This window comes from Qipengyuania aquimaris (genome assembly GCF_020171965.1).
Lineage (GTDB): Bacteria > Pseudomonadota > Alphaproteobacteria > Sphingomonadales > Sphingomonadaceae > Qipengyuania > Qipengyuania aquimaris_A.
The window spans coordinates 582,342-602,061 of sequence record NZ_JAIUZK010000002.1; the positions used below are offsets into that span (position 1 = coordinate 582,342).

Consider the following 19,720-nt stretch of genomic DNA (forward strand, 5'->3'; position numbering starts at 1 on the left):
AAATATCCGACACGCTATTCTGCGGCCAGAAGTTCTTCCGCGCCGCCAAGGTCGACGCTGACGAGGCGGCTGATGCCTTTCTCGATCATGGTGACACCGAAAAGGCGGTGCATCCGGCTCATCGTCACGGCGTTGTGCGTAACGATCAGGTAACGCGTGTTGGTTTCGCGCACCATGGCGTCGAGCAGGTCGCAGAAGCGGTCGATATTGGCATCGTCCAGCGGCGCGTCGACTTCGTCGAGCACGCAGATCGGGGCGGGGTTCGTCAGGAACAGCGCGAAGATCAGCGCGGTGGCGGTCAGCGCCTGTTCCCCGCCGGACAGCAGAGTGAGCGACTGGAGCCGCTTGCCCGGCGGCTGGGCGAAAATTTCAAGGCCTGCTTCGAGCGGATCGTCGCTGTCGATGAGCGCTAGATGCGCTTCCCCGCCTTCGAACAGGCGCGTGAAAAGACGCTTGAAGTGGTCGTTCACCTGCTCGAATGCCTCGCGCAGGCGCTCGCGGCCTTCGCGATTGAGGCTGCCGATGGAACCGCGCAGGCGATTGACGGCTTCGCGCAGTTCTTCCTGCTCGGCCGCGTTCGAACCGTGCTCGCTCTCGATCTTCTCGAGCTCTTCGGCCGCGACGAGGTTCACGGGCCCGATACGCTCGCGGCTGGCGGTGAGGCGATCCATCTCCTCGCCTTCCTGGTCCGCCGACTTGACCTCGGTTTCCTCGAACTCGAATTTTGCAGGCAGGAGCGGCGGGGGCGACTGGAAGCGTTCGCCGGAAATCCGCGCCATCTCGATCCTGCGGCCGTCCTGGTTCTCTGCCCGTTCGGACAGGCCGGCACGATTTTCGCGGGCAGCGGCCAGCGCCTCGTTGGCGGAGGCAAAGGCGCGGTCGGCATCTGCTGCGTGCTGGTTCGCCTCGGCGACGGCCGCTTCCGCTTTGGCCAGTTCGGTGCCGAGGCGTTCGCGGACCTGGTCGCCCTGTTCAATCTCACGCATCAGCCCTTCGGGCTTGGCGGCGAAGACCGCGCGCTCTTCCTCGATTTCTTCGAACCTGCGGGCCATGTCCGAGAGGCGGCGCGTCGCCTCGCCCGAGCGGGCCTGCCAATTGGCCATGTCGCTGCGCTGCGCGGCCGTGCGTTCGCGCGCGACGGCCAGCGACTGGTCATGCGCGGCAAGCTCGGCGGCGCGTGCCTGCAGGGTGGAGCGGGCGGCCTCGTTCTTCGCCCGGGCAGCATCGAGCGAGGCGCGACCGGCTTCGGGATCCGGTAGCGCGGATTGCTTGGCCTGCGCTGCCTCCAGCTCCGACTGTGCAGCGAAGAGCAATTCGCTGTGTTCGCTTTCGGCGCGTTCCAGCTCTTCCAGCCGAGCGGCAATGCGTTCGCGTGCGGCCTCGGCCTGGTCGAGAGCGCGAAGGGCTTGGCGCTCCGCATCGGCAGCCGCGGCCAGTTCGCGATCGGCAGCGATCAGGTCCCGTTGCAGGGTACCCAATTCCTCGCTCGCGCGGGCTTCATCATCCTGCGCGGTCGAAACCGCCGATTGTAGCGCGGGGAGCTGCTGCGCCAGCTCGGTGAAGCGATTGTCCGCTTCCAGCCGGGCTGCCTCTGCTGCGCCTTCGCCTCGTACGACAAGGCCGTCCCACCGGCGAAGATGGCCATCGCGCGTGACGAGGCTTTCGCCGGGGGCGAGCGTGCGCCCGTCGTCGCCATCCGCGACATGGACGAGCGCGAGCCGCGCGCGCAATTCGTCGGGGCACTGGTCGAGGTGGTCAGCGAGACTGTCAGCCACCGGCTGCGGGGCGTCCGCACCGGTCCAATAGCGTCCTTCCGCCCCTTCTTCCGGCAGACCAAGCAGCGCCTTGCCATCGCGGCCAAGAGCGGCTGCTGCCGCCCGTTCGTAGCCCTTGGCCGCGCGTATGCCATCGATGGCCTGTTTGCGGCCCGATCGCTTGGCGGCTGCGCGCTCGCGTGCTTCGCGGTCGCGGAGGAGCGCATCGTGTTCGCGCTGGATGCCGGACAGTTCGGCCTTGGCGGAAGAGAGCGCGCTCGATGCTTCGTCGCGCGCCGCTTGTAGCTCGCTCTTGCGGGCCTGCATGGCTTCGATCGCCGCACGCTTGTCTGCCAGGGACCTGGTCGCCTTCTCGGCGGCGGTCTTGGCGCTTTCAAGCGCGCCATCGACATCTTCTCCGGCGAGCGCCTGGCGCTGTTCGGTTATGCGGCGGCCTTCCGCCTCGACCCGTTCGAGACGCATGCGGGCCTGCGAGATTTCGGCCTCGACGACGCGCCATTCGGCCTCGACACCGGCATTGTCGGCGGTGGCCTTGGCCAGCGCGAGTTCCGCCGTCCGGCTGGCGCGTTCGGCATCTTCGCTTTGTGCGACGAGCGAGGGGCGGCGTTCCTCGTTGGCGGCGAGGTCTTTCTCGCTGTTTGCGAGTTCTTTCTCCAGTCGCGCGAGCGCTTCTGCCGCGTCCTTGGTCATGCGGTCGGCATCGCCGCGATCTTCTTCCAACCGCTGTTTCTGGCGGTCGAGGTCGGCAAGGCGCTGTTCGGCAGCCTCGAGCTGGCTGGTGAGGGCGGCCATGCGGTGGCCGTGCGCACTCGCATCGTCGCGGCGGTCGGCCTGTTCCTCGCGCGCTTCGGCCAGTGCCTCGGCAGCCGCGCGCTGGGCCTTTTGCGCTTCATCGGCAGCCTTCTGCGCTTCCGTCACGCGCGCGTCGGCTGCGGCAGCGGCCTTCTTGGCCTCCTCCGCAGCAGCGGCAGCATCGCGCCAGCGGGCGAACACCAGCCGCGCCTCTGCGGTTTTGATCTGGTCGGACAGTTTCTTGTAGCGTTCGGCCTGCTTTGCCTGCCGCCGTAGCGAGGCGATCTGGCTGTCGAGCCCGGCCATCAGGTCTTCGAGCCGCGCGAGGTTGGTTTCGGTGGAGCGCAGCTTGCTCTCCGCATCCTTGCGGCGGACATGGAGGCCTGCAATCCCGGCCGCCTCTTCGAGCATCTGGCGGCGTTCGACGGGCTTTGCCGCAATGACCTGTGCGATCTTGCCCTGGCTGACGAGAGCAGGGGAGTGCGCACCGGTGGCGGCGTCGGCGAAAGTGAGGGCGACGTCCTTGGCGCGCACGTCCTTGCCGTTGACGCGGTACGCGCTGCCGGCCCCGCGTTCGATGCGGCGGATGACCTCCAGTTCGTCGCCATCGTCGCTTTCGGCGGAGAGCTGGACTTCGGCGAAGTCGCGCGGCGGGCGCGTGGCGGTGCCGGCGAAGATGACGTCTTCCATCCCGCCCGAGCGCATCGACTTGGGCGAGTTTTCGCCCATCACCCAGCGGATCGCTTCGAGGAGGTTGGATTTACCGCACCCGTTCGGGCCGACCACGCCGGTCAGCCCGGGTTCGATGCGCAGGGTGGACGGCTCGACGAAGCTCTTGAAACCGCTCAGTCTGAGCTGTTTTATGAGCATCGTCGCCGTTTCCCCCCTCTAGCCCCGGCCTTACCTGGCGCCGGCGCGTTGGAGGATTGGTTCGACCTGCGCCCACTGGTTCCCGTCGAGCCGCTGGCCGTTGAGGAAGAAGGTGGGCGTGCCGGTTACATTGAGTTCCTCCGCTGCCGTGCGCGATGCGGTCGCGATGGCCTCGATTCCCTCGGCGTTGGTCAGGCAGGTGCGGGCTTGGTCGGCGGAGAGACCGCGAGCGGCAAAGAAGTCGACAAGTCCTGCGGCCTGAGCGAGCAGGAGGAAGCGCTGTTCGGGCGCTGCCTGCATTGCCGCTTCGTAGGCAGACGGATTGGCTTCCAGGTTCTCGTAGAAGGAAGCGAGCGAGGCCCATGCCTGGTCCGACAGTGCGTGGAAGCTTTCCGGGGCGCCGCATTGCGCCAGGGTCGAGATCGTCACGTCAATCGGATCGCGCAGCAGCGGGCGGATTTCGTAGCTCACCCTGCCGGTGTCGACATAATCCTGCTGCAGGGGTGCCGAGCCGTTTTCCGCGAAGTAGGCGCAGGCGCCGCAGGTGTGGCTGGCAAATTCCACCAGCTTCAGCGGCGCATCGGGATTGCCGATCACGAACCCGCCATTGTCGGTCTTGCTGGCTACTTCGAGCCAGCTCGTGCCGTCGGGTGCGGGGATTGCGGCAATCGCGTCACCTTCGAGCGAACCGGTGCCGGCCTCCTCCGTTGTATCGCCGCACGCTGCAAGCGTAAGGGCGAATGGTGCGAGAACGGCAAGGCGCAAACTGGTTTTCATCGGAATCCTCTCTGGTGGGCAGGTAGGCTAAGCCAGGGTTTGTGCCGGGTGAAGCGCCGTAGAGCCGGTGTCCACAGGGCTATCCCCGACAAATGCAACTGCAAAGTTGCGGAATTACTTGTCGTACAGCGCGTCGAGATAGGGCTGGAGGCGGGGCCAGTCATGCGCATCGAGCGTCTCGCCGCCCATGATGAAGGTCGGAGTACCGCGTAGTCCATACTTTGCGGCATCTGCCTGGCTCTGAGCTGCAATGGCCCGTGCCCTGGTTTCGTCCTTCAGGCAGTCGTCCAGCTGGATGCGCGAATATCCGCGGGTTTCCATGATCTCGTAGAAGTCGAGATCGCTGGCAATCGCTTGAGAGCGTGCTGCGAAGCTGCCGAAATTCCACCGCGCCATTTGCGCCTGCGTCATGCTTCGGGCCTTCGCCATCCAGTCGGGATACTTCATCAGCAATGCAGTGTGGTTGGCGAAGAACTTGTCGGGTGCGCCGCATTGCGCCGCAAGGGCAGCCGTCAGATCGACCGGATCGCGGATCAGGTGCCGCACTTCGTAGGACACCTTGCCGCTCGGCACGTAGAGCAGCTTGATCGCGCTTTCGCCGGTCTTCGTGAATTCGGCGCAATGCGAGCAGGTGTAGCTCATGAACTCCACCAGCCGCGCTTCGGCGTCCGGATTGCCGAGGACGTGGCCGCCGTCGACCTCGTTGATAACCGTATTCCAGTTTCCGCGCGGCTTGTTGGTCGGAAGATCCTGTCCGGTTGCGGGGAGGGAGATAAACGAGGCCGCGGCGACAAGGGCGCTCACGGCGAATTTTGCAATGGGTTTCACGTCACTGTGTTCCGTCTTCATCCTGCGATCCGAGCCCGCGCGCGAGCGATTCCAGCACGGCGCGCAATTCCGGATCCCCGATATCGCGCAAACTGTCGCCGAGTTCCATCGGTATCGGCTTGAGCGAAGGCGGGGCTTTCGCCTTCTGCTTCGCCTCCGGAGGCTTAACCGCACCTTGCCGAAGCTTGATTCGTGCCACCGCCTTGTACCCGAAGAACCGGTTCACCCGCTCGATGATCTCGGGCAGCACCTGCTGGATCAGCGGGGCATGGGCGGGTTTGACAACCAGTTCGAGAATGCCTTCGGATTTCTCGCCCGGCGGAAAACGGATCATCTCAGGCGTGCAGACCTGCGAATGCGTATCGCCCACGATCTCAGGCCAACGGCTCACGATCGACGATTGGACGAAGCCGAAGCGCCGGAAAGCGGGCCGCCCGATCTGCGGCATGAGGTCGGAGATAGCCTTGGCCTGGCCGCCCCGCGGCCGTTCGTACGGCTTTCCCGCCTTGCCCTTGCCGGACGGTTTCTTCGGCTGGACCGGCTTGTTCGGGGATTTGGGCTTGTCGCTTTCCATTAGGCCCGCGCTCATGCCATAGGCTGCGCGTGGCCGCCAGCATCTCCGACACACTTCTCGCATGGTATGACACGCACGCCCGTGACCTGCCGTGGCGAGCGCGGCCCGGTGCGCCGCCGACCGACCCCTATCGGGTCTGGCTTTCCGAAGTGATGTTGCAACAGACGACGGTTGCTGCGGTGAAGCCCTATTTCGAAGCTTTCACCGAGCGCTGGCCGACGGTTCAGGATTTGGCGGCGGCACCGGAAGAAGACGTCATGGCGGCGTGGGCGGGGCTTGGCTATTATTCCCGCGCGAGAAACCTCGTGAAGGCATCTCGCGCCGTCGCCGCGATGAGCGGCTTCCCGAGTTCCGAGAAAGAGTTGCGCGACCTGCCCGGCCTTGGTGCCTACACGGCTGCCGCCGTCGCCGCGATCGCATTCGGGAAACGCGCGGTGGTCGTGGATGCCAATGTGGAGAGAGTGGTGTCACGGCTCTTCGCGATCGAGGAGCCGTTGCCGTCTTCCCGCAAGCTCATTCGGGAGCGCACCGACGAGATTACCCCCGAAAACCGGGCGGGGGATTTTGCCCAGGCGATGATGGATCTCGGTGCGACGATCTGCACATCGCGCGATCCGAAATGCCTGCTGTGTCCGTTATCTGCGTCGTGTGAGGGTAGGACGCACGGCGATCCGGCGCGCTATCCGGTCAAGGCACCCAAGAAGGCCAAGCCGGTGCGGCAAGGGCAGGCTTACTGGATCACGAGAGAGGATCACGTCTGGCTTGTGCGCCGTGAAGGAACGGGAATGCTGGGCGGAATGCGCGCGCTTCCCGATGACGGATGGTCGGCGAAGGGGGACGGGCACAAGAATGCTCCGACCAGCGGCCCGTGGCGCAATCTGGGGCTTGTCCGGCACACTTTCACGCATTTCGCGCTGGAATTGGCGGTGTGCGAAACGCAAGCGCCCTCCGACCCCCTGGATGAAGGGGAATGGTGGCCGCTCGACAGGCTCGACGAAGCGGGATTGCCGACGCTGTTTGCAAAGGCAGCGCGGCTGGCGCTTGCCTAGATGATGCCGCCACCCAGCGTCAGGCGCAGGGCCGCGATCAGCAGCACGATGATGTTGAAGTTGCGGCCCGAATTGCTCGACGACAGCTGGCCGACGATGATGCCGATTACGATCAGCGGCAGTGCCAGCCAGTTGGCCCAACCCAGCAAGGGGATGGTGGCCGGGATGACGATGACGAGCGAGACGATTCCGAACAGGAATGAGAGAAGGTTCAGCATGTGTCCTATATGGGTAGGACACTGACGCAATTCAAGAGTTTCAATTCGCAATTGACCGTTCAGCATCGCTTCCGCACAAAAGGCGCGAAAAGAACTTCGAGAGGATTCCCATGGCTTACCGCAATTTCGACGATGCCCAGCTTTCGCGCCGTTCGCTGCTGAGGGGCGGGGCGTGGCTGACCGCCGGTGCAGCCATTTCGGGCTTGTCGGGCGGCAGCATGGCACTGGCGCACAGCAAGTCGGCGGACTGGCCGATGGTCTCCAAGCTGGTCGACAAATACGTGTCAGAAGGCAAGGTCGCCAACATGGCGGCCGCGCTGGGCTGGGGTGACCGCGATCCCCTGCTTATTGCGCAAGGCACGCTGGCGATCGGCGGCGCAACGCCTGCCGGCATGGACAGCCTCTATCGCATCTATTCGATGACCAAGCCGGTCACCGGCATGGCGACCATGATGCTGATCGACGAGGGCAAGCTCGGCCTCGACCAGCCGCTCGCCGAAACGCTGCCCGCATTCTCCAAGATGATGGTGCAGAAGACCTATGACGGCTCGGTCACCGATCTCGTCCCGGCAGAGCGCCCGATCACGATCCGCCACCTGCTGACGCACACGGCGGGCCTTGGCTATTCGATCATCCAGAAGGGCCCGATCCGCGAACAATATGTGAAATACGGCGTGGTGCCCGGTCAGGTGACGCGACTGCCGATCCCGGGCCTCGGCCGCGAGGAAGCGATTCGCGGCCTCGACAAGTTCGCCAACAATCTCGCCCAGCTCCCGCTGGTCCTGCAGCCGGGCAGCAAGTGGAGCTATTCTGTCAGCCTCGACCTCCTGGGCCGCGTGATCGAAGTCGCCAGCGGCATGAGCTTCGACGAATATTTGCGCACCCAGATTTTCGAGCCTGCCGGCATGAACAGCACGTTCTTCCGCGTGCCGAAGAGCGAGGTTCCGCGCCTAACCACCAATTACGGCATCATGGGCGGCACGCCGCTGCCGCTCGATCCGGCAGGCGCGTCGATCTATCTCGACGATCCGGCATTCCCCTTCGGCGGGGCGGGGCTCGTCTCCAGCCCGCGCGATTACGACCGCTTCCTCAAGATGCTGCTCGGCTATGGCGAAATCGACGGCAAGCGCGTGATGAGCGAGGCTGCGGTCAAGCTCGGAACCTCGAACCTGCTGCCGGAAACCGCCGTCACGAAGGGCACCTGGATCGAAGGCCAGGGCTTCGGCGCGGGCGGCCGCGTCACCGACGGCTCGTTCGGCTGGGGCGGCGCTGCCGGAACGGTGGCTTTCGTCAATTACCCGGCGAAGCTGCGGGCAAGCCTTTACACCCAGTACATGCCGTCCGAGGCCTATCCGATCCACGAAGGTTTCCCCAACGCCGTACAGGCCGACCTTGCAGCCATGATGGGCGCGTAAGCGGGGTGCTTTCCTTTACCGGCTCGCGCCTGGATCGCGCCGACCATGTCCGCGCCGATCCGGAGCGGCTGGCCGGCTACATGAACTGGAAGGCCCGGCTGCTCGCGCTCGACGGGTTGATGCCGTCGATGGATGATGCCGGGCGCCTTTCGTGGGGCACGCTGGCGGATGCACCGGAGGATGCGGAGCTGGTGTTCCTCGGTCTCGACGAAGGCAAGGCCTGCTTTGCCGCCGTCCCGCCGCGCGGCGATGCAAGTCCGCGCATGGCGAACCCGCAGCTATGGTCGCTGATGGCCAATCTTCAGCCCGACGATCTCGCGCTCTACGGCGGCGCACGCAGCATCGTCGATTGGCATGCACGCCATAGGTTCTGCGCCCAGTGCGGCGGCGATACCAAGCTGGCCAAGGGCGGCTGGCAGCGCGATTGCACGGCCTGCGGGGCAAGCCATTTCCCGCGCACGGACCCGGTCACGATCATGCTGGTCGAATATGACGGCAAGCTCATGCTCGGCCGCGGACTGGGCTGGCCCGAGGGCAGCTTTTCCGCGCTCGCAGGCTTTGTCGAACCGGGCGAAAGCATCGAGGAAGGCGTCGCGCGCGAAGTCTTCGAGGAAAGCGGCGTGCGCGTGCGCGACGTAACCTATGTCGCCAGCCAGCCGTGGCCGTTTCCCAGCCAGCTGATGATCGGCTGCCACAGCCATGCCGATGACGACGCCCTGACCATCGACGAAACCGAGATGGCGGAAATAAACTGGTACTCGCGCGACGAGGTGAAAGCCTCGCTGGCAGGCGACGGTCCGTTCCGCGCGCCGCCACCGCATGCCATCGCCCATCACCTCATGCATTGGTGGATCCACAGATGACCCAGCCCCGCAAGATGACGATCGATATCTGGTCCGACGTGATGTGCCCCTGGTGCCTCGTCGGCTGGGGCAATCTGTCGCAGGCGCTCGAACAGCTGGAAGGCGAGATCGAGGCGGACGTGCGCTGGCACGCATTCGAACTCAATCCCGACATGCCGGAAGAAGGCGAGGAACGGACCGCCCACATCGCACGCAAATACGGGCGCACGATCGAGCAGTCGAAGGAAGTGCAGGGCCAGATGCGGCAGGCTGCCGATGCGGCTGGCGTATCGCTCGATTACGAGGGTCCGGACCCTGCGCCAGATGCGATGATGTGGAACACGTTCGAGGCACACAAGCTGCTGACCTGGACGGGCGAGGAGCACGGCGCGGCAAAGCAGACCGAACTCAAGCTCGCCCTGTTCAAGGCGCATTTCAATGCCCGCCAGCGGATCGGCGAGCGCGAAGTGCTGCTGGATGTGGCTGAGAGCATTGGCCTCGACCGCGACGCAGCGTCAGCCGCGCTCGACGACGAGCAAATCGCCCACAAGACCCGCGCCGAAGAACGCGCAGCATGGGACATGAACATCAGCGGCGTGCCCGCGATGATCCTGGAGGGCCGCTTCATGGTGCCTGGAGCACAGCCGCCGGAATCTTACGTCAACGCGCTGAGAAGGGTGGCGGAAAAGACGGCAGCGGCTGTCTAAAGGAGAGCTGGACTAGCGACCTGCCCGAAGACGTATTCTAATTGTCCCTCGAAAGTTAGTACCATCGAGACTCGCAATTCTCGTTTGGCCTTTAGCGGCCATTAGAAACCGTTAAGATGGATCGAGGCACTTCCCTTACTACAGTCTATTTTCGGTAGAAATGAGGGTTCTTGAACAATTTGGTGCCCGTCACCTTCAGGACCATCGTTCGTAGTGCGTTATCAGCTGCCATCACTAAGTCTTTGAGTCTCTCACCCGGTCGTCCCCTGAAGGAGGTGGCGTGAAAAAATTCCTTCCCGTCAACCGGGACGGTCGAAAAATAGTAATTCGAAACACAGCAACGGGTTTTTTCGGCTGTTACCTCCGAAACCCCGTGCCATGATGAGTCATTGGTCAACATCACCACCAAACGGTTGAACTGACTCACAATCGTCCGTGGCTTCTTCTTAGGACCCTCATCCCATAATTCAAAATTCCCGCCGAATTCTTTCTGCCAATTAGGTGTGACGTAAAAGAGCAGGTTCAAAGCGCGATAACGTTGCTGCTCAGCGTCATGAGAATTGTCGAGATGCGGCTTCAGATACGCGCCTTTAGGCATTGCGCTCACACCTCCCGCATACAGAAATTCATCCGGCTCCAACGTCGCAAATCCAGTAATTTCCTTGATCGCCTGAACAACTTCGGGCGCTTGAAAAGCATAAACCGCTTCCTCGAGGAGGGGGTTATACTCATTCATCTGTACTGCAATATATTTGCGCTCCTTAATCGAATTCCGGAAACGCATCCGACCTGATGGTGGAAACGCTTCAAAGACTTTTCGCGCCACCGCCTCGGGCAATAGATCGTCCACAACGAAGGAAGCAACGCCGGGTTCTGTGGCGAATTCGGCAGCTGCCCGTTCCTGAACCTCTCTCAGTCGCGAAGCAATTAGTCTTGCCAAAAACGTCCGGTCAATGTCGTCCATTTTCATTCGTTGCCCCACTGTGTTTCAACGGTACTCACAGTTAGATCGCTTAAATGAAGTAATTCTATTCTGCATGCCAATCAGAATGACTGTGCCAAAGTGAAGCAATCTCCTCAAAAATGCAAATTCTCTAAAGAAGGTCTAATCTGACGATCGAAAGATTCTTCAGTATCAAGTAAGTGAAGATATGAGATTTACGCTATCCGCATAATATCATCGATCCCCGAGGGTAATCGCGTCACCGCATAAAAAACGCCCCGCCGGTGAGGGCGGGGCGTCTCTCGCTGTAAACTGTGTAGGCAGGTTTAGCTGGAACGGCTGTCCTGCATCGCCTGCAAGGTCTTCTCGCCCTTTTGCGCGTCCTGTGCCGGATTGTCCGAGCCGACTTCCGGCTCGCGGTTGTCGGGGTCGTAGGCGCGGTTCAGTTCGCCGCGGGTGCCGACCTGGCGGTTCACTTCGCCGCCGGAACGGCTCTGCTGCGACGGCGTGTCGTACTTCGTGATCTCGTCGATGAGGTCATTGTCGGGGTGCATGGATTGGCGTTCGGGCATGTGAATGTCTCCTTTGCCAAACCAACGGGTAAGCCCTTGGCGATGTTCCGCATTTCACCGCACCTCGCGCCCGTTTTCCCGAGGGCGCGGGCAGGCAGAAGCAATCGGCAAAGAAAAAGGCGCCGCCCGTTTGGGGCAGCGCCTCTTTCGTAAGCCGATCGGCTTGGTGCGGCTTAGCAGTTGCCTTCTACGCCGTCGGCACAATCGGTTACGGATTCAACGTCTTCGCCGATGCCGTCGATCGTGTTGCAGGCCGACAGCAGGATGGCCGAGCTGCCGAACGCGAGCATTGTCAGGAACTTCTTCATAGTCACTCTCCGATAGCGCAGACCGACGGCGCGCCATGTTTTATCAGTCGGTGACGTCACAACGGCGCGGATTGCAGCCGGTTCCGGAAAGGCTTGTCTAAGTCTTTGGGAAACCGGACTAGATCAGGCCGAGGCGCTCTAGCTTGCCGGCGAGCTTGCCGGGCAAGGCATCGCCGATGTCCTCGCCTTCTTCCAAGTCGCGCGGCGGGTCGCCCTTGAGATAGCGCCAGCCCTGGTGGGCGCGCTTGGGGCGGGGCATGACGCGCACCAGCTCGGGCTTGAGGTCGATGGACCAGCGCCCGTCCTTCGTTTCGCTGAAGCCGAGGATTTCGCTGCGCGCCACGATAGAGTGCTGGTGGATCCAGAAGAGCGATCCGCCGATGCACTGTTCCCACTTCGTCGGGCGATAGCGGGTGGTCAGGTTCGGGCTGCGCCGCTGCGCATACCAGCTTTCGATGTCGCCATAGCTTTGCGCACCGAAAGCGATCTTGGTCAGGTTTAGCGGCATGGGACCGATGTAGTCTGCACGGGCCGATGCGCAATGCCGGGAAGGGGCTTTCCTACAATCGGGCGGCTGGTGCAGGCATGCCTCATGGACAGCGCTCTTCGCCCCTCATTCACGCAATCGCGCCACTTCGGGGGTGGCTTGGGCCCCGAGGATTTTTTCTCCCTGGACCGTGTTCCACCCGTTCCACTCTGTAGGAGATCAGACGACCTGCAACGCCACGGCAAGGCCGAGAAAAGCGAAGAAGCCCATCGAATCCGTGATCATGGTCACGAAGACGCTGGACGCCACTGCAGGGTCTTGGTCGAGCCGGTCGAACGCGACCGGGACCAGCACGCCGGCAAGCCCTGCGGTCACCACGTTGATGATCATGGCGAGCGCTATGACCGCGCCCAGCAGGGGTGTGAAAATGACCGCCGTCGCCGCGCCGATAAGTACCGCGATGGTAACCCCGTTGAGCAGCGCGACGCGCAGTTCGCGTGTCAGGATGCGCCGCGTGTTGCTGCGCGTCAGCTGGTTCATGGCGATCGCGCGCACGGTCACAGCCATGGTCTGCGTGCCCGCATTGCCGCCGATGCTGGCGACGATGGGCATCAGTACGGCGAGCGCGACCAGCTTCTCGATAGCGGCGCCGAACGCTGCGATAATGAGCGATGCGATGAGAGCAGTGCCGAGGTTGGCGACCAGCCAGCGCACGCGGCTGGAGTATGCCTCGCGGATCGGCTCGTTGATGTCGCCTTCGCCCGCGCCGGACATCAGCAGGGCGTCCTCGCCCGCTTCCTCGGCGATGATGTGGACGATGTCGTCGACCGTCATCTGGCCGACCAGGCGTCCGTCCTCGTCCACCACGGCGGCAGAGATGAGGCCGTACTTCTGGAACATCAGCGCGACCTCTTCCTGGTCGAGCATGGCCGGGATCAGCGTCTGGTCGCGCTTCATCACGTCGCCCAGCGCGATGTTGCGCGGCGTGCGCAGGACCCACGAGAGGTTGCAGGTGCCGACCGGGTGGTGGCGCTGGTCGACGATGAAGACCTCGAAGAAGTCCTCGGGCAATTCGCGCCCGTCGCGCAGGTAATCGATCAGGTCGCCGACGGTGATGTGTTCCGGAACCGCCACGAACTCGCGGTTCATCAGGCGGCCCGCGGTCTCTTCGGGATAGGACAGGGCCGACTGGATGGCGATCCGGTCTTCCGGTTCCAGCTCGGCGAGGATGGCCTTCTGGTCGTCCTCGTCCAGATCCTCGATCAGCTGGACGGCATCGTCGGTTTCCAGCTGTTCCGCGATCTGCGCCACCGCATCGGCGGGCAGCGCTTCCATCATCTCTTCGCGGACGTAGTCGTTGAGCTCGGCAACGACTTCGCTGGTCATCAGGTCGGTGATGGCCGCGGCAAGTGTGGCGCGGTCGTCCTTGTCGAACAATTCGAGAAGGTCGGCGACGTCGGCGGGGTGAAGCGGTTCGACGAGGTCGTAAACCGCACCGGTCTCGCCCGCCTCCAGCGCGTCCTCGACCGAGGAAACGAACTCGCGCTTCAGCGTGTTCTCCTCGTCCATGCGCTCGTCGTCGATGCGGTCGTCCGGACGTGCGCCTTCCTCCTGCTCCTCGCCGGCCAGGATCACGTCGTCATCGTCAAGGGGGCGCTCGTGCTCCGCCATGGGGCGCAACCTCTAGGCAGTGGGCCCCATAAAGCAAGCAGAGGGTGACATGAGGCTGTGAACGCCTATGTAGGCGCCAACCGATTTACAGGAGATAATACCAATGGCCGACAAGCTGACCTTCACCCTCGACACCGGCGACGGCGAAAGCAAGGACGTGGTGATCAAGCTGCGCCCCGACCTCGCACCCGGACACGTAGAGCGCATCACGACGCTGGCGGGCGAAGGCTTCTACGATGGCGTGGTCTTCCACCGCGTGATCCCCGGCTTCATGGCGCAGGGCGGCGATCCGACCGGCACCGGCATGGGCGGCAGTGACAAGCCCGACCTCAAGGCCGAATTCAACAGCGAACCGCACACCCGCGGCACCTGCTCGATGGCCCGCACCCAGGTGCCAGACAGCGCCAACAGCCAGTTCTTCATCTGCTTCGACGACGCCGAATTCCTCGACGGCCAGTACACCGTCTGGGGCCAGGTCGAGAGCGGCATGGAACACGTCGACGCCCTCCCCAAGGGCGAGCCGCCGGCAAACCCGGGCAAGATCGTGAAAGCGACTGTTGGGTGATGAAAGGCAAAGTTCAAAAGCTCTATCTGCGTCGTGCAGTGTCACCGCTTCTGGTGGTTATCGTTGCCTTGGTCGTGACGCTGCTTTTGACAGGTAGAGAAATTGGATGGCTGGTGGCAGCAATCACCACGGCTCTGCCGGCGTGGAGCCTGTGGGTACTATTGGTCTACGCTCATTATTACGCGGTAGGTCGCAAGAAACTGCTGCATGAGAGCGATTGATGAAGCTGCATGAGAGCGATTGATGAAAGAGCTGTTTTAACACTCAGGCCTATGAAACCGACCAATTCCCCCAAGACCTACAGGGTCAAGAGCTTCGGCTGCCAAATGAACGTCTATGACGGCGAGCGTATGGCCGAAATGCTGGGCGAGCAGGGCATCGTGCCCGCGCCCGAAGGCGAGGACGCCGACCTCGTTGTCCTGAACACCTGCCACATTCGCGAGAAGGCGGCGGAGAAGGTCTATTCGGACATCGGCCGTCTGACCAAGGGCAAGACGCAGACCAAGGCCCCGATGATCGCGGTGGCGGGTTGTGTTGCTCAGGCCGAGGGCGAAGAGATCATGAAGCGCTCTCCGGCGGTGAGCATGGTCGTCGGCCCGCAGGCCTATCACCGCCTGCCGGAAATGCTGGAAAAGGCAGTGAAGGGCGAGCGGGCGACCGACACCGACATGCCGGCCATCGCCAAGTTCGCCGCGCTACCCGAGCGTCGCCGCACCAATCCGGCGAGCTTCCTTACCGTGCAGGAAGGCTGCGACAAGTTCTGCACCTATTGCGTCGTGCCCTATACGCGCGGCGCGGAAATCAGCCGCCCCTATGCAGACCTCGTGACCGAAGCCAGGAAGCTGGTCGATGCGGGCGCCAAGGAGATCACGCTACTGGGCCAGAACGTATCGGCATGGTCGGGCGAGGACGGTAAGGGTCACCAGGTCGGCCTAGCAGGCCTGATCCGCGACCTTGCGAAGGTCGATGGCCTTGCGCGCATCCGCTACACAACCAGCCACCCCGCCGACATGGACGACGATTTGATCGCCGCGCACGGCGAGATCGACAAGCTCATGCCTTTCCTCCACCTGCCGGTGCAGGCGGGCAGCGACCGTGTCCTCAAAGCCATGAACCGCAGCCACACGGCGGAAAGCTATCTCAAGCTGCTCGACCGCTTCCGCGCCGCGCGGCCCGACCTTGCGCTATCGGGCGACTTCATCGTCGGCTTCCCGGGTGAAACCGATGCAGAGTTCGAGGAAACGCTCGCACTGGTGGACGAGGTCAAATACGCGCAGGCCTTCAGCTTCAAGTATTCGCCGCGCCCCGGCACGCCCGCCGCCACTATGGACGGGCAGGTCGCCAAAGACGTCATGGATGAGCGTCTGCGCCGCTTGCAGGACGCACTCAACCGCGACCAGCTTGCTTTCAACGAGGCGAGCGTAGGGAGGACGTGTGAAGTCCTCGTGGAGCGCAAGGGCAAGCATCCCGGCCAGTGGCTGGGCAAATCGCCCTGGCTGCAGAGCGTGTGGTTCGAAGGCGACGCGCAGATCGGCGATCTGGTCGAGGTGGAACTCGTGGAAGCCGGACCGAACTCTCTCGCCGGTACGCTTCGTGAAACGGCTTTGTCAGCCGCCTGAGGCTTCGACCGGCTCGAGGTCGGTGAACTCGGGTTCTTCCGCGATCACGACCGTACCGGTGGTCTCCGTCATTTCGGCCGGGGCGACCGTGGGGTTGGACGGGTAAGCCTCTCCGTCGAACTTCAAGAGTGCATTGCCGGACGCACCGCCGCCGCCGGAAACCGCGACGGTGATGTCCTTCCAGCCATTCGTGCTGCTATCCAGCACAGTCACGGGCGTGCGCGAGACGCTGATGTCGCCGACCTTTCGCCACATCGGCCCCGCAGGGGTCAGGACGAGCGTCGGACATCCGCCCGAACCGCAGAAATAGGGGGCAGCCAGGTAGACGATCGCCTCGTCCGCTCCGTCGGCATCGAGATCGCTCCATGCCAGCGCATACCGCATGGCTCCTGCATCGGGATATTCCTGGAGCAGGAAGTGACGGATGTCGTCTTCCGGGTCGGGCGCTTCCGCTTGGGTCGTCATGTCATCCGCCGCTTCGGTCTCTGCCGGATCGACCGGTGCGTCCGCTGGCGAGCATGCTGCAAGGGTCCAAATCGAGATGGCGGCGATGGTCTGGCGAAGCATTTGGTTACTCCCGATGCTGCGAGTCGGAGCGGGAGTCTGATCGCGGTCTGCTTTTGTGACAAGCCGCTTACTTTCCACGGTCATGAGACCGGGCCACTTGCACCTCGCGGAGGGAAGCCTAGATTCCGACTCGGAAACGAAAGGAGCGCATGGCTCGTAAACCCGCACCGAAGGCCCATCAGGCTTTCACACCGCCGCCCAGTCCGCAGCGTGAAGTTCGCCGCGCACAGATCGACATCAGCTTCGATAACCAGAGCCTGTTGGGCGCACTGTTCGGGCAATTCGACGCAAATCTGGTCCAGGTCGAAAACCGCCTCGGCGTCTTCATCGCGGCACGCGGCAACGATCTGCATATCGAAGGTCCCGAAGACAGCGTGGCCCGCGCCCGTGACGTTCTGAACGAGATGTACGATCGCCTGTCGCAGGGACAGGAACTCGACGCCGGCGCGATCGAATCCCTAATCTCCATGTCGAACGAACCGACGCTGGACGGCATCATGGATGCAGAGCCTAAGGGCCCGCCGATCATGATCCGCACGCGGCGCAAGACCATCGTCCCGCGCAGCGCAATGCAGGCGACCTACATGCGCTCGCTGACGCGCGACGATATCATTTTCGCGCTCGGCCCGGCGGGTACCGGCAAGACCTATCTGGCTGTGGCGCAGGCTGTGGCGCAGCTCATCAATGGCAGCGTGCAGCGCCTGATCCTGTCGCGCCCTGCGGTGGAGGCGGGCGAGAAGCTCGGCTTCCTGCCCGGTGACATGAAGGACAAGGTTGATCCCTATCTGCGCCCGCTCTACGACGCGCTTTACGACTGCATGCCGCCGGAACAGGTGGAGCGGCGGCTGGCGTCGGGAGAGATCGAGATCGCGCCCATCGCCTTCATGCGCGGCCGCACGCTGGCCGACGCTTTCGTCATTCTCGACGAAGCGCAGAACACCACGCGCGAGCAGATGAAGATGTTCCTCACCCGTTTCGGCCAGAACAGCCGCATGGTTATTTGCGGTGACCCGCGGCAGGTCGACATTCCCGGCGGCGACGGGATGAGCGGCCTAGCCGATGCGGTGGGCAAGCTGGAAGGCGTGGAGGGTTTCGGCACCATCCGCTTCACCGCCGCCGACGTCGTCCGCCATCCGATCGTGGGGCGGATCGTGGAGGCTTACGAAGGCCCGGCGGCATGATGAGACTAGCTGCGGCCTGCCTCGTGTTCACCTGCGCGACGCCGGCACATGCGGACTGGCAGGGCTTCAAATGGGGAATGAAGGAAAAGCAGGTCGAATCGGCCGGTTCGGATATCGAGGTCTATCGCCTGGAAGAACCTCGAAGCTGGCGAATGAGGCCCATTGTCTCCACTCTTGGTGGGAAGTGGGGTCTCGATGGCCATGAATACGAGCTCTTCTTCTTCTTCAATGAGAAGGGAAGGCTCGAACTGATTGAATTGGAACCGGTAGAGCTCGAATGTCGGGATACCCTTGCTGCGTTTTCCGAGCGGTTCGGAAATAGCGAGGCCGAGGTCTCGTCGATTGGCCCGGCCAAGCGGACCGTGGCCCGTTGGCAGCTTGGCAATGATGCTGTGCTCACGACGCTCGTCCTTCATTTCCCGAACAGCGAAGAGTGGACGTGCAAATCCACCATTCGAGAACCGTTCCCCAAGTGACAATGCTCGATATCGAGATTGACGGCTGGCCGAATGACGAATGGGAAATCCTGGCCGAGCGCGCGCAGAAAGCGACCAGCGAGGTGGAGCATGCGCTGGCAAATCCGCGCCTCATCGCTTCGCTACTTTTTACGAGCGACGACGAAGTTCACGACCTCAATCGCGAATGGCGCGGCAAGGACAAGCCGACTAACGTGCTGTCTTTCCCCATGCTGGAGCGTGAGGAACTGCTTGGCCTTACGCCCGACGGCCCTCCCGAAATGCTCGGCGACCTGGCTCTCGCCTACGGTACCTGCGAGCGCGAAGCAGCGGAAAAGGGCATCGCTCTGGCCGATCACGCGGCCCACCTAATCGTCCACGGACTGCTGCACCTTGCCGGTCATGACCACGTCGATTCCGACGAGCAGGCAGAAGCAATGGAAAAACTCGAGATCGAGGCGCTTGCAAAATTGGGTATAGCGGACCCATATGGGGACCGCGACAAATAGGAGTACGCACCCGGCCCATGGCCAATTCTTCCACCCCCGCCGGAGACGCGGAGAGTAGCAGCGGGCTTTGGCCCGCGATCCGTAAACTGTTCGACCCCGATAGCGGCGAGCGCTCCCTGCGCGCGCAGCTCGAAGAGGCTATCGACGAACACGAAGGCGAGAACGGCGATTCTTCGGCCGAAGACGATGCCAAGGGCGACCTGTCCGGCGTCGAACGCCAGATGCTGCGCAACCTGCTGCATTTCAGCGAGCACGATGCCGACGACGTCGCGGTGCCGCGCGGCGAAATCGTGGCCATGTCCGCCGATGCGGGCTGGGACGAGCTGGTCGAGACTTTCTCGGAGCACGGCCATTCGCGCATGCCGGTCTACCGCGGCCAGCTCGATGATGTGATCGGCATGATCCACATCAAGGACGTATTCCCCTTCCTGGCGGAGAAGAAGGAGCCGCCGGCCGACTGGACCGTGCTGATGCGGCAACCGCTCTATGTCCCGCAGACGCGCAACGCGCTCGACGTGCTGGCGGATATGCGTGCGCAGCGCATGCACCTGGCAGTCGTCATCGACGAATTTTCCGGCACGGACGGGCTCATCACCATCGAAGACCTCGTCGAGGAGATCGTCGGGGAAATCGAAGACGAGCACGACGAACTGCCGGAAGAATGGATCGTGTCGATCGGCGAAGGGATGTGGGACTGCGACGCCCGTGCCGAACTCGACGATGTCGCGCAGAAAGTGGATCCCCGTCTCGCCGAAGTCGAAGAGGCGGTCGATACGCTCGGCGGCCTGGCTTTCGTGCTGGCAGAACAGGTCCCGCCGGTCGGAAAGATTCTGGAACACGAAAGCGGCTGGCGGATTGAAATCCTCGATGGTGACGAAACGCACGTCAAACGCATGCGCCTGCATGAGCCGCCCTCAGATGCCGCCAAGGATGAGTGATCGCATTGTTGCATTAAGTTGCACATTGGTCCTCGACAGCGTCGCTGCGGCGCAATAG

Annotated in this window: 22 protein-coding genes; 11 read left to right on the top strand and 11 right to left on the bottom strand. The window is 63.0% G+C overall.

Features of this window, described 5'->3' with window-relative positions; genetic code table 11:
- Positions 1-14: 14 nt before the first annotated feature.
- The 4 genes from smc to LCM24_RS10580 form a co-directional block, all read right to left on the bottom strand.
- A complete protein-coding gene (gene smc / locus LCM24_RS10565) occupies positions 15-3,437 on the bottom strand; it encodes a chromosome segregation protein SMC (protein ID WP_224804142.1) in 3,423 nt (1,140 codons plus the stop codon).
- A 30-nt stretch (positions 3,438-3,467) separates the two neighbouring features.
- The gene (locus LCM24_RS10570; RefSeq protein WP_224804145.1) at positions 3,468-4,214 is read right to left on the bottom strand and encodes a thioredoxin domain-containing protein; all 747 of its coding nucleotides are present in this window, start codon (positions 4,212-4,214) and stop codon (positions 3,468-3,470) included.
- A 114-nt stretch (positions 4,215-4,328) separates the two neighbouring features.
- On the bottom strand, positions 4,329-5,042 hold the full coding sequence (locus LCM24_RS10575) for a thioredoxin domain-containing protein (protein WP_224804147.1): 714 nt from the start codon (positions 5,040-5,042) through the stop codon (positions 4,329-4,331).
- A 1-nt stretch (position 5,043) separates the two neighbouring features.
- Entirely contained in the window at positions 5,044-5,631 is a 588-nt protein-coding gene (locus LCM24_RS10580) for a DUF721 domain-containing protein (protein WP_090482486.1), read from the bottom strand.
- A gap of 14 nt (positions 5,632-5,645) precedes the next feature.
- Between LCM24_RS10580 and mutY the strand changes: the two genes are divergently transcribed.
- Positions 5,646-6,665, top strand: coding sequence for an A/G-specific adenine glycosylase (mutY, locus tag LCM24_RS10585; RefSeq protein WP_224804149.1), 1,020 nt, complete (start codon positions 5,646-5,648; stop codon positions 6,663-6,665).
- Here the strand turns inward: mutY and LCM24_RS10590 are convergent.
- Positions 6,662-6,883, bottom strand: coding sequence for a hypothetical protein (locus LCM24_RS10590; RefSeq protein WP_090482492.1), 222 nt, complete (start codon positions 6,881-6,883; stop codon positions 6,662-6,664). The genes mutY and LCM24_RS10590 overlap by 4 nt on opposite strands.
- Before the next feature lie 110 nt (positions 6,884-6,993).
- Here LCM24_RS10590 and LCM24_RS10595 point away from each other — a divergent pair, with 110 nt between their 5' ends.
- The 3 genes from LCM24_RS10595 to LCM24_RS10605 all read left to right on the top strand — a co-directional run bounded on the left by LCM24_RS10595 (position 6,994) and on the right by LCM24_RS10605 (position 9,847).
- Positions 6,994-8,298 (top strand): serine hydrolase domain-containing protein, encoded by a 1,305-nt coding sequence (locus LCM24_RS10595; protein WP_224804151.1) that lies wholly within the window; start codon positions 6,994-6,996, stop codon positions 8,296-8,298.
- A gap of 80 nt (positions 8,299-8,378) precedes the next feature.
- Positions 8,379-9,161, top strand: coding sequence for an NAD(+) diphosphatase (gene nudC, locus LCM24_RS10600; protein ID WP_224804941.1), 783 nt, complete (start codon positions 8,379-8,381; stop codon positions 9,159-9,161).
- Positions 9,158-9,847 carry a DsbA family oxidoreductase gene (locus LCM24_RS10605; RefSeq protein WP_224804153.1) on the top strand — a complete coding sequence of 230 codons (690 nt, stop codon included), beginning with the start codon at positions 9,158-9,160 and terminating at the stop codon, positions 9,845-9,847. The genes nudC and LCM24_RS10605 overlap by 4 nt, the downstream gene beginning before the upstream one ends.
- 145 nt (positions 9,848-9,992) lie before the next feature.
- Here LCM24_RS10605 and LCM24_RS10610 read toward each other — a convergent pair whose 3' ends face one another.
- The 5 genes from LCM24_RS10610 to mgtE all read right to left on the bottom strand — a co-directional run bounded on the left by LCM24_RS10610 (position 9,993) and on the right by mgtE (position 13,828).
- Entirely contained in the window at positions 9,993-10,817 is an 825-nt protein-coding gene (locus LCM24_RS10610; RefSeq protein ID WP_224804155.1) for a 2OG-Fe(II) oxygenase, read from the bottom strand.
- Positions 10,818-11,116: 299 nt separating this feature from the next.
- The gene (locus LCM24_RS10615) at positions 11,117-11,362 is read right to left on the bottom strand and encodes a hypothetical protein (RefSeq protein ID WP_224804157.1); all 246 of its coding nucleotides are present in this window, start codon (positions 11,360-11,362) and stop codon (positions 11,117-11,119) included.
- 173 nt (positions 11,363-11,535) lie between these two features.
- Positions 11,536-11,670 carry an entericidin EcnA/B family protein gene (locus LCM24_RS10620; RefSeq protein ID WP_224804159.1) on the bottom strand — a complete coding sequence of 45 codons (135 nt, stop codon included), beginning with the start codon at positions 11,668-11,670 and terminating at the stop codon, positions 11,536-11,538.
- 118 nt (positions 11,671-11,788) lie between these two features.
- Positions 11,789-12,178, bottom strand: coding sequence for a DUF1489 family protein (locus LCM24_RS10625; RefSeq protein WP_224804162.1), 390 nt, complete (start codon positions 12,176-12,178; stop codon positions 11,789-11,791).
- 198 nt (positions 12,179-12,376) lie between these two features.
- The gene (gene mgtE / locus LCM24_RS10630) at positions 12,377-13,828 is read right to left on the bottom strand and encodes a magnesium transporter (RefSeq protein ID WP_224804164.1); all 1,452 of its coding nucleotides are present in this window, start codon (positions 13,826-13,828) and stop codon (positions 12,377-12,379) included.
- Positions 13,829-13,931: 103 nt separating this feature from the next.
- Between mgtE and LCM24_RS10635 the strand changes: the two genes are divergently transcribed.
- From LCM24_RS10635 to miaB, 3 genes are read left to right on the top strand one after another with little or no spacing between them, the layout of a single operon-like run.
- Positions 13,932-14,393, top strand: coding sequence for a peptidylprolyl isomerase (locus LCM24_RS10635; protein ID WP_224804166.1), 462 nt, complete (start codon positions 13,932-13,934; stop codon positions 14,391-14,393).
- Complete coding sequence (locus LCM24_RS10640) at positions 14,393-14,614, top strand: hypothetical protein (protein ID WP_224804168.1); 222 nt, start codon at positions 14,393-14,395, stop codon at positions 14,612-14,614. Before LCM24_RS10635 ends, LCM24_RS10640 begins: the two co-directional genes overlap by 1 nt.
- Positions 14,615-14,665: 51 nt before the next feature.
- The gene (gene miaB / locus LCM24_RS10645) at positions 14,666-16,012 is read left to right on the top strand and encodes a tRNA (N6-isopentenyl adenosine(37)-C2)-methylthiotransferase MiaB (protein ID WP_224804170.1); all 1,347 of its coding nucleotides are present in this window, start codon (positions 14,666-14,668) and stop codon (positions 16,010-16,012) included.
- Here miaB and LCM24_RS10650 read toward each other — a convergent pair.
- Positions 16,001-16,579: a hypothetical protein gene (locus LCM24_RS10650; RefSeq protein ID WP_224804171.1), complete on the bottom strand. Its 579-nt coding sequence runs from the start codon at positions 16,577-16,579 to the stop codon at positions 16,001-16,003. The two genes, miaB and LCM24_RS10650, sit on opposite strands and share 12 nt — an antisense overlap.
- A gap of 149 nt (positions 16,580-16,728) precedes the next feature.
- On the opposite strand from LCM24_RS10650, the gene LCM24_RS10655 reads away from it, so the two are divergent.
- Genes LCM24_RS10655 through LCM24_RS10670 form a run of 4 tightly spaced genes read left to right on the top strand, consistent with a single transcriptional unit; the run spans position 16,729 to position 19,662 of the window.
- A complete protein-coding gene (locus LCM24_RS10655) occupies positions 16,729-17,760 on the top strand; it encodes a PhoH family protein (protein ID WP_224804173.1) in 1,032 nt (343 codons plus the stop codon).
- Positions 17,757-18,236, top strand: a complete 480-nt coding sequence (locus LCM24_RS10660) for a hypothetical protein (RefSeq protein ID WP_224804176.1) — start codon at positions 17,757-17,759, stop codon at positions 18,234-18,236. Before LCM24_RS10655 ends, LCM24_RS10660 begins: the two co-directional genes overlap by 4 nt.
- Before the next feature lie 2 nt (positions 18,237-18,238).
- Positions 18,239-18,724 (top strand): rRNA maturation RNase YbeY, encoded by a 486-nt coding sequence (gene ybeY / locus LCM24_RS10665; RefSeq protein WP_224804943.1) that lies wholly within the window; start codon positions 18,239-18,241, stop codon positions 18,722-18,724.
- A gap of 17 nt (positions 18,725-18,741) precedes the next feature.
- Positions 18,742-19,662: a hemolysin family protein gene (locus LCM24_RS10670; protein ID WP_224804177.1), complete on the top strand. Its 921-nt coding sequence runs from the start codon at positions 18,742-18,744 to the stop codon at positions 19,660-19,662.
- The last annotated feature ends 58 nt before the right edge of the window (positions 19,663-19,720 follow it).

Coding starts and splice junctions, on each gene's coding strand:
- LCM24_RS10635 (WP_224804166.1), top strand. CDS start 13,932: ATGGCCGACAAGCTGACCTTCACCCTCGACACCGGCGACGGCGAAAGC.
- ybeY (WP_224804943.1), top strand. CDS start 18,239: ATGCTCGATATCGAGATTGACGGCTGGCCGAATGACGAATGGGAAATC.
- LCM24_RS10670 (WP_224804177.1), top strand. CDS start 18,742: ATGGCCAATTCTTCCACCCCCGCCGGAGACGCGGAGAGTAGCAGCGGG.
- LCM24_RS10655 (WP_224804173.1), top strand. CDS start 16,729: ATGGCTCGTAAACCCGCACCGAAGGCCCATCAGGCTTTCACACCGCCG.
- mgtE (WP_224804164.1), bottom strand. CDS start 13,828: ATGGCGGAGCACGAGCGCCCCCTTGACGATGACGACGTGATCCTGGCC.
- LCM24_RS10660 (WP_224804176.1), top strand. CDS start 17,757: ATGATGAGACTAGCTGCGGCCTGCCTCGTGTTCACCTGCGCGACGCCG.
- miaB (WP_224804170.1), top strand. CDS start 14,666: ATGAAACCGACCAATTCCCCCAAGACCTACAGGGTCAAGAGCTTCGGC.
- LCM24_RS10640 (WP_224804168.1), top strand. CDS start 14,393: ATGAAAGGCAAAGTTCAAAAGCTCTATCTGCGTCGTGCAGTGTCACCG.
- LCM24_RS10580 (WP_090482486.1), bottom strand. CDS start 5,631: ATGAGCGCGGGCCTAATGGAAAGCGACAAGCCCAAATCCCCGAACAAG.
- LCM24_RS10620 (WP_224804159.1), bottom strand. CDS start 11,670: ATGAAGAAGTTCCTGACAATGCTCGCGTTCGGCAGCTCGGCCATCCTG.
- LCM24_RS10605 (WP_224804153.1), top strand. CDS start 9,158: ATGACCCAGCCCCGCAAGATGACGATCGATATCTGGTCCGACGTGATG.
- LCM24_RS10595 (WP_224804151.1), top strand. CDS start 6,994: ATGGCTTACCGCAATTTCGACGATGCCCAGCTTTCGCGCCGTTCGCTG.
- LCM24_RS10625 (WP_224804162.1), bottom strand. CDS start 12,178: ATGCCGCTAAACCTGACCAAGATCGCTTTCGGTGCGCAAAGCTATGGC.
- LCM24_RS10610 (WP_224804155.1), bottom strand. CDS start 10,817: ATGAAAATGGACGACATTGACCGGACGTTTTTGGCAAGACTAATTGCT.
- LCM24_RS10650 (WP_224804171.1), bottom strand. CDS start 16,579: ATGCTTCGCCAGACCATCGCCGCCATCTCGATTTGGACCCTTGCAGCA.
- LCM24_RS10615 (WP_224804157.1), bottom strand. CDS start 11,362: ATGCCCGAACGCCAATCCATGCACCCCGACAATGACCTCATCGACGAG.
- smc (WP_224804142.1), bottom strand. CDS start 3,437: ATGCTCATAAAACAGCTCAGACTGAGCGGTTTCAAGAGCTTCGTCGAG.
- nudC (WP_224804941.1), top strand. CDS start 8,379: ATGAACTGGAAGGCCCGGCTGCTCGCGCTCGACGGGTTGATGCCGTCG.
- LCM24_RS10570 (WP_224804145.1), bottom strand. CDS start 4,214: ATGAAAACCAGTTTGCGCCTTGCCGTTCTCGCACCATTCGCCCTTACG.
- LCM24_RS10590 (WP_090482492.1), bottom strand. CDS start 6,883: ATGCTGAACCTTCTCTCATTCCTGTTCGGAATCGTCTCGCTCGTCATC.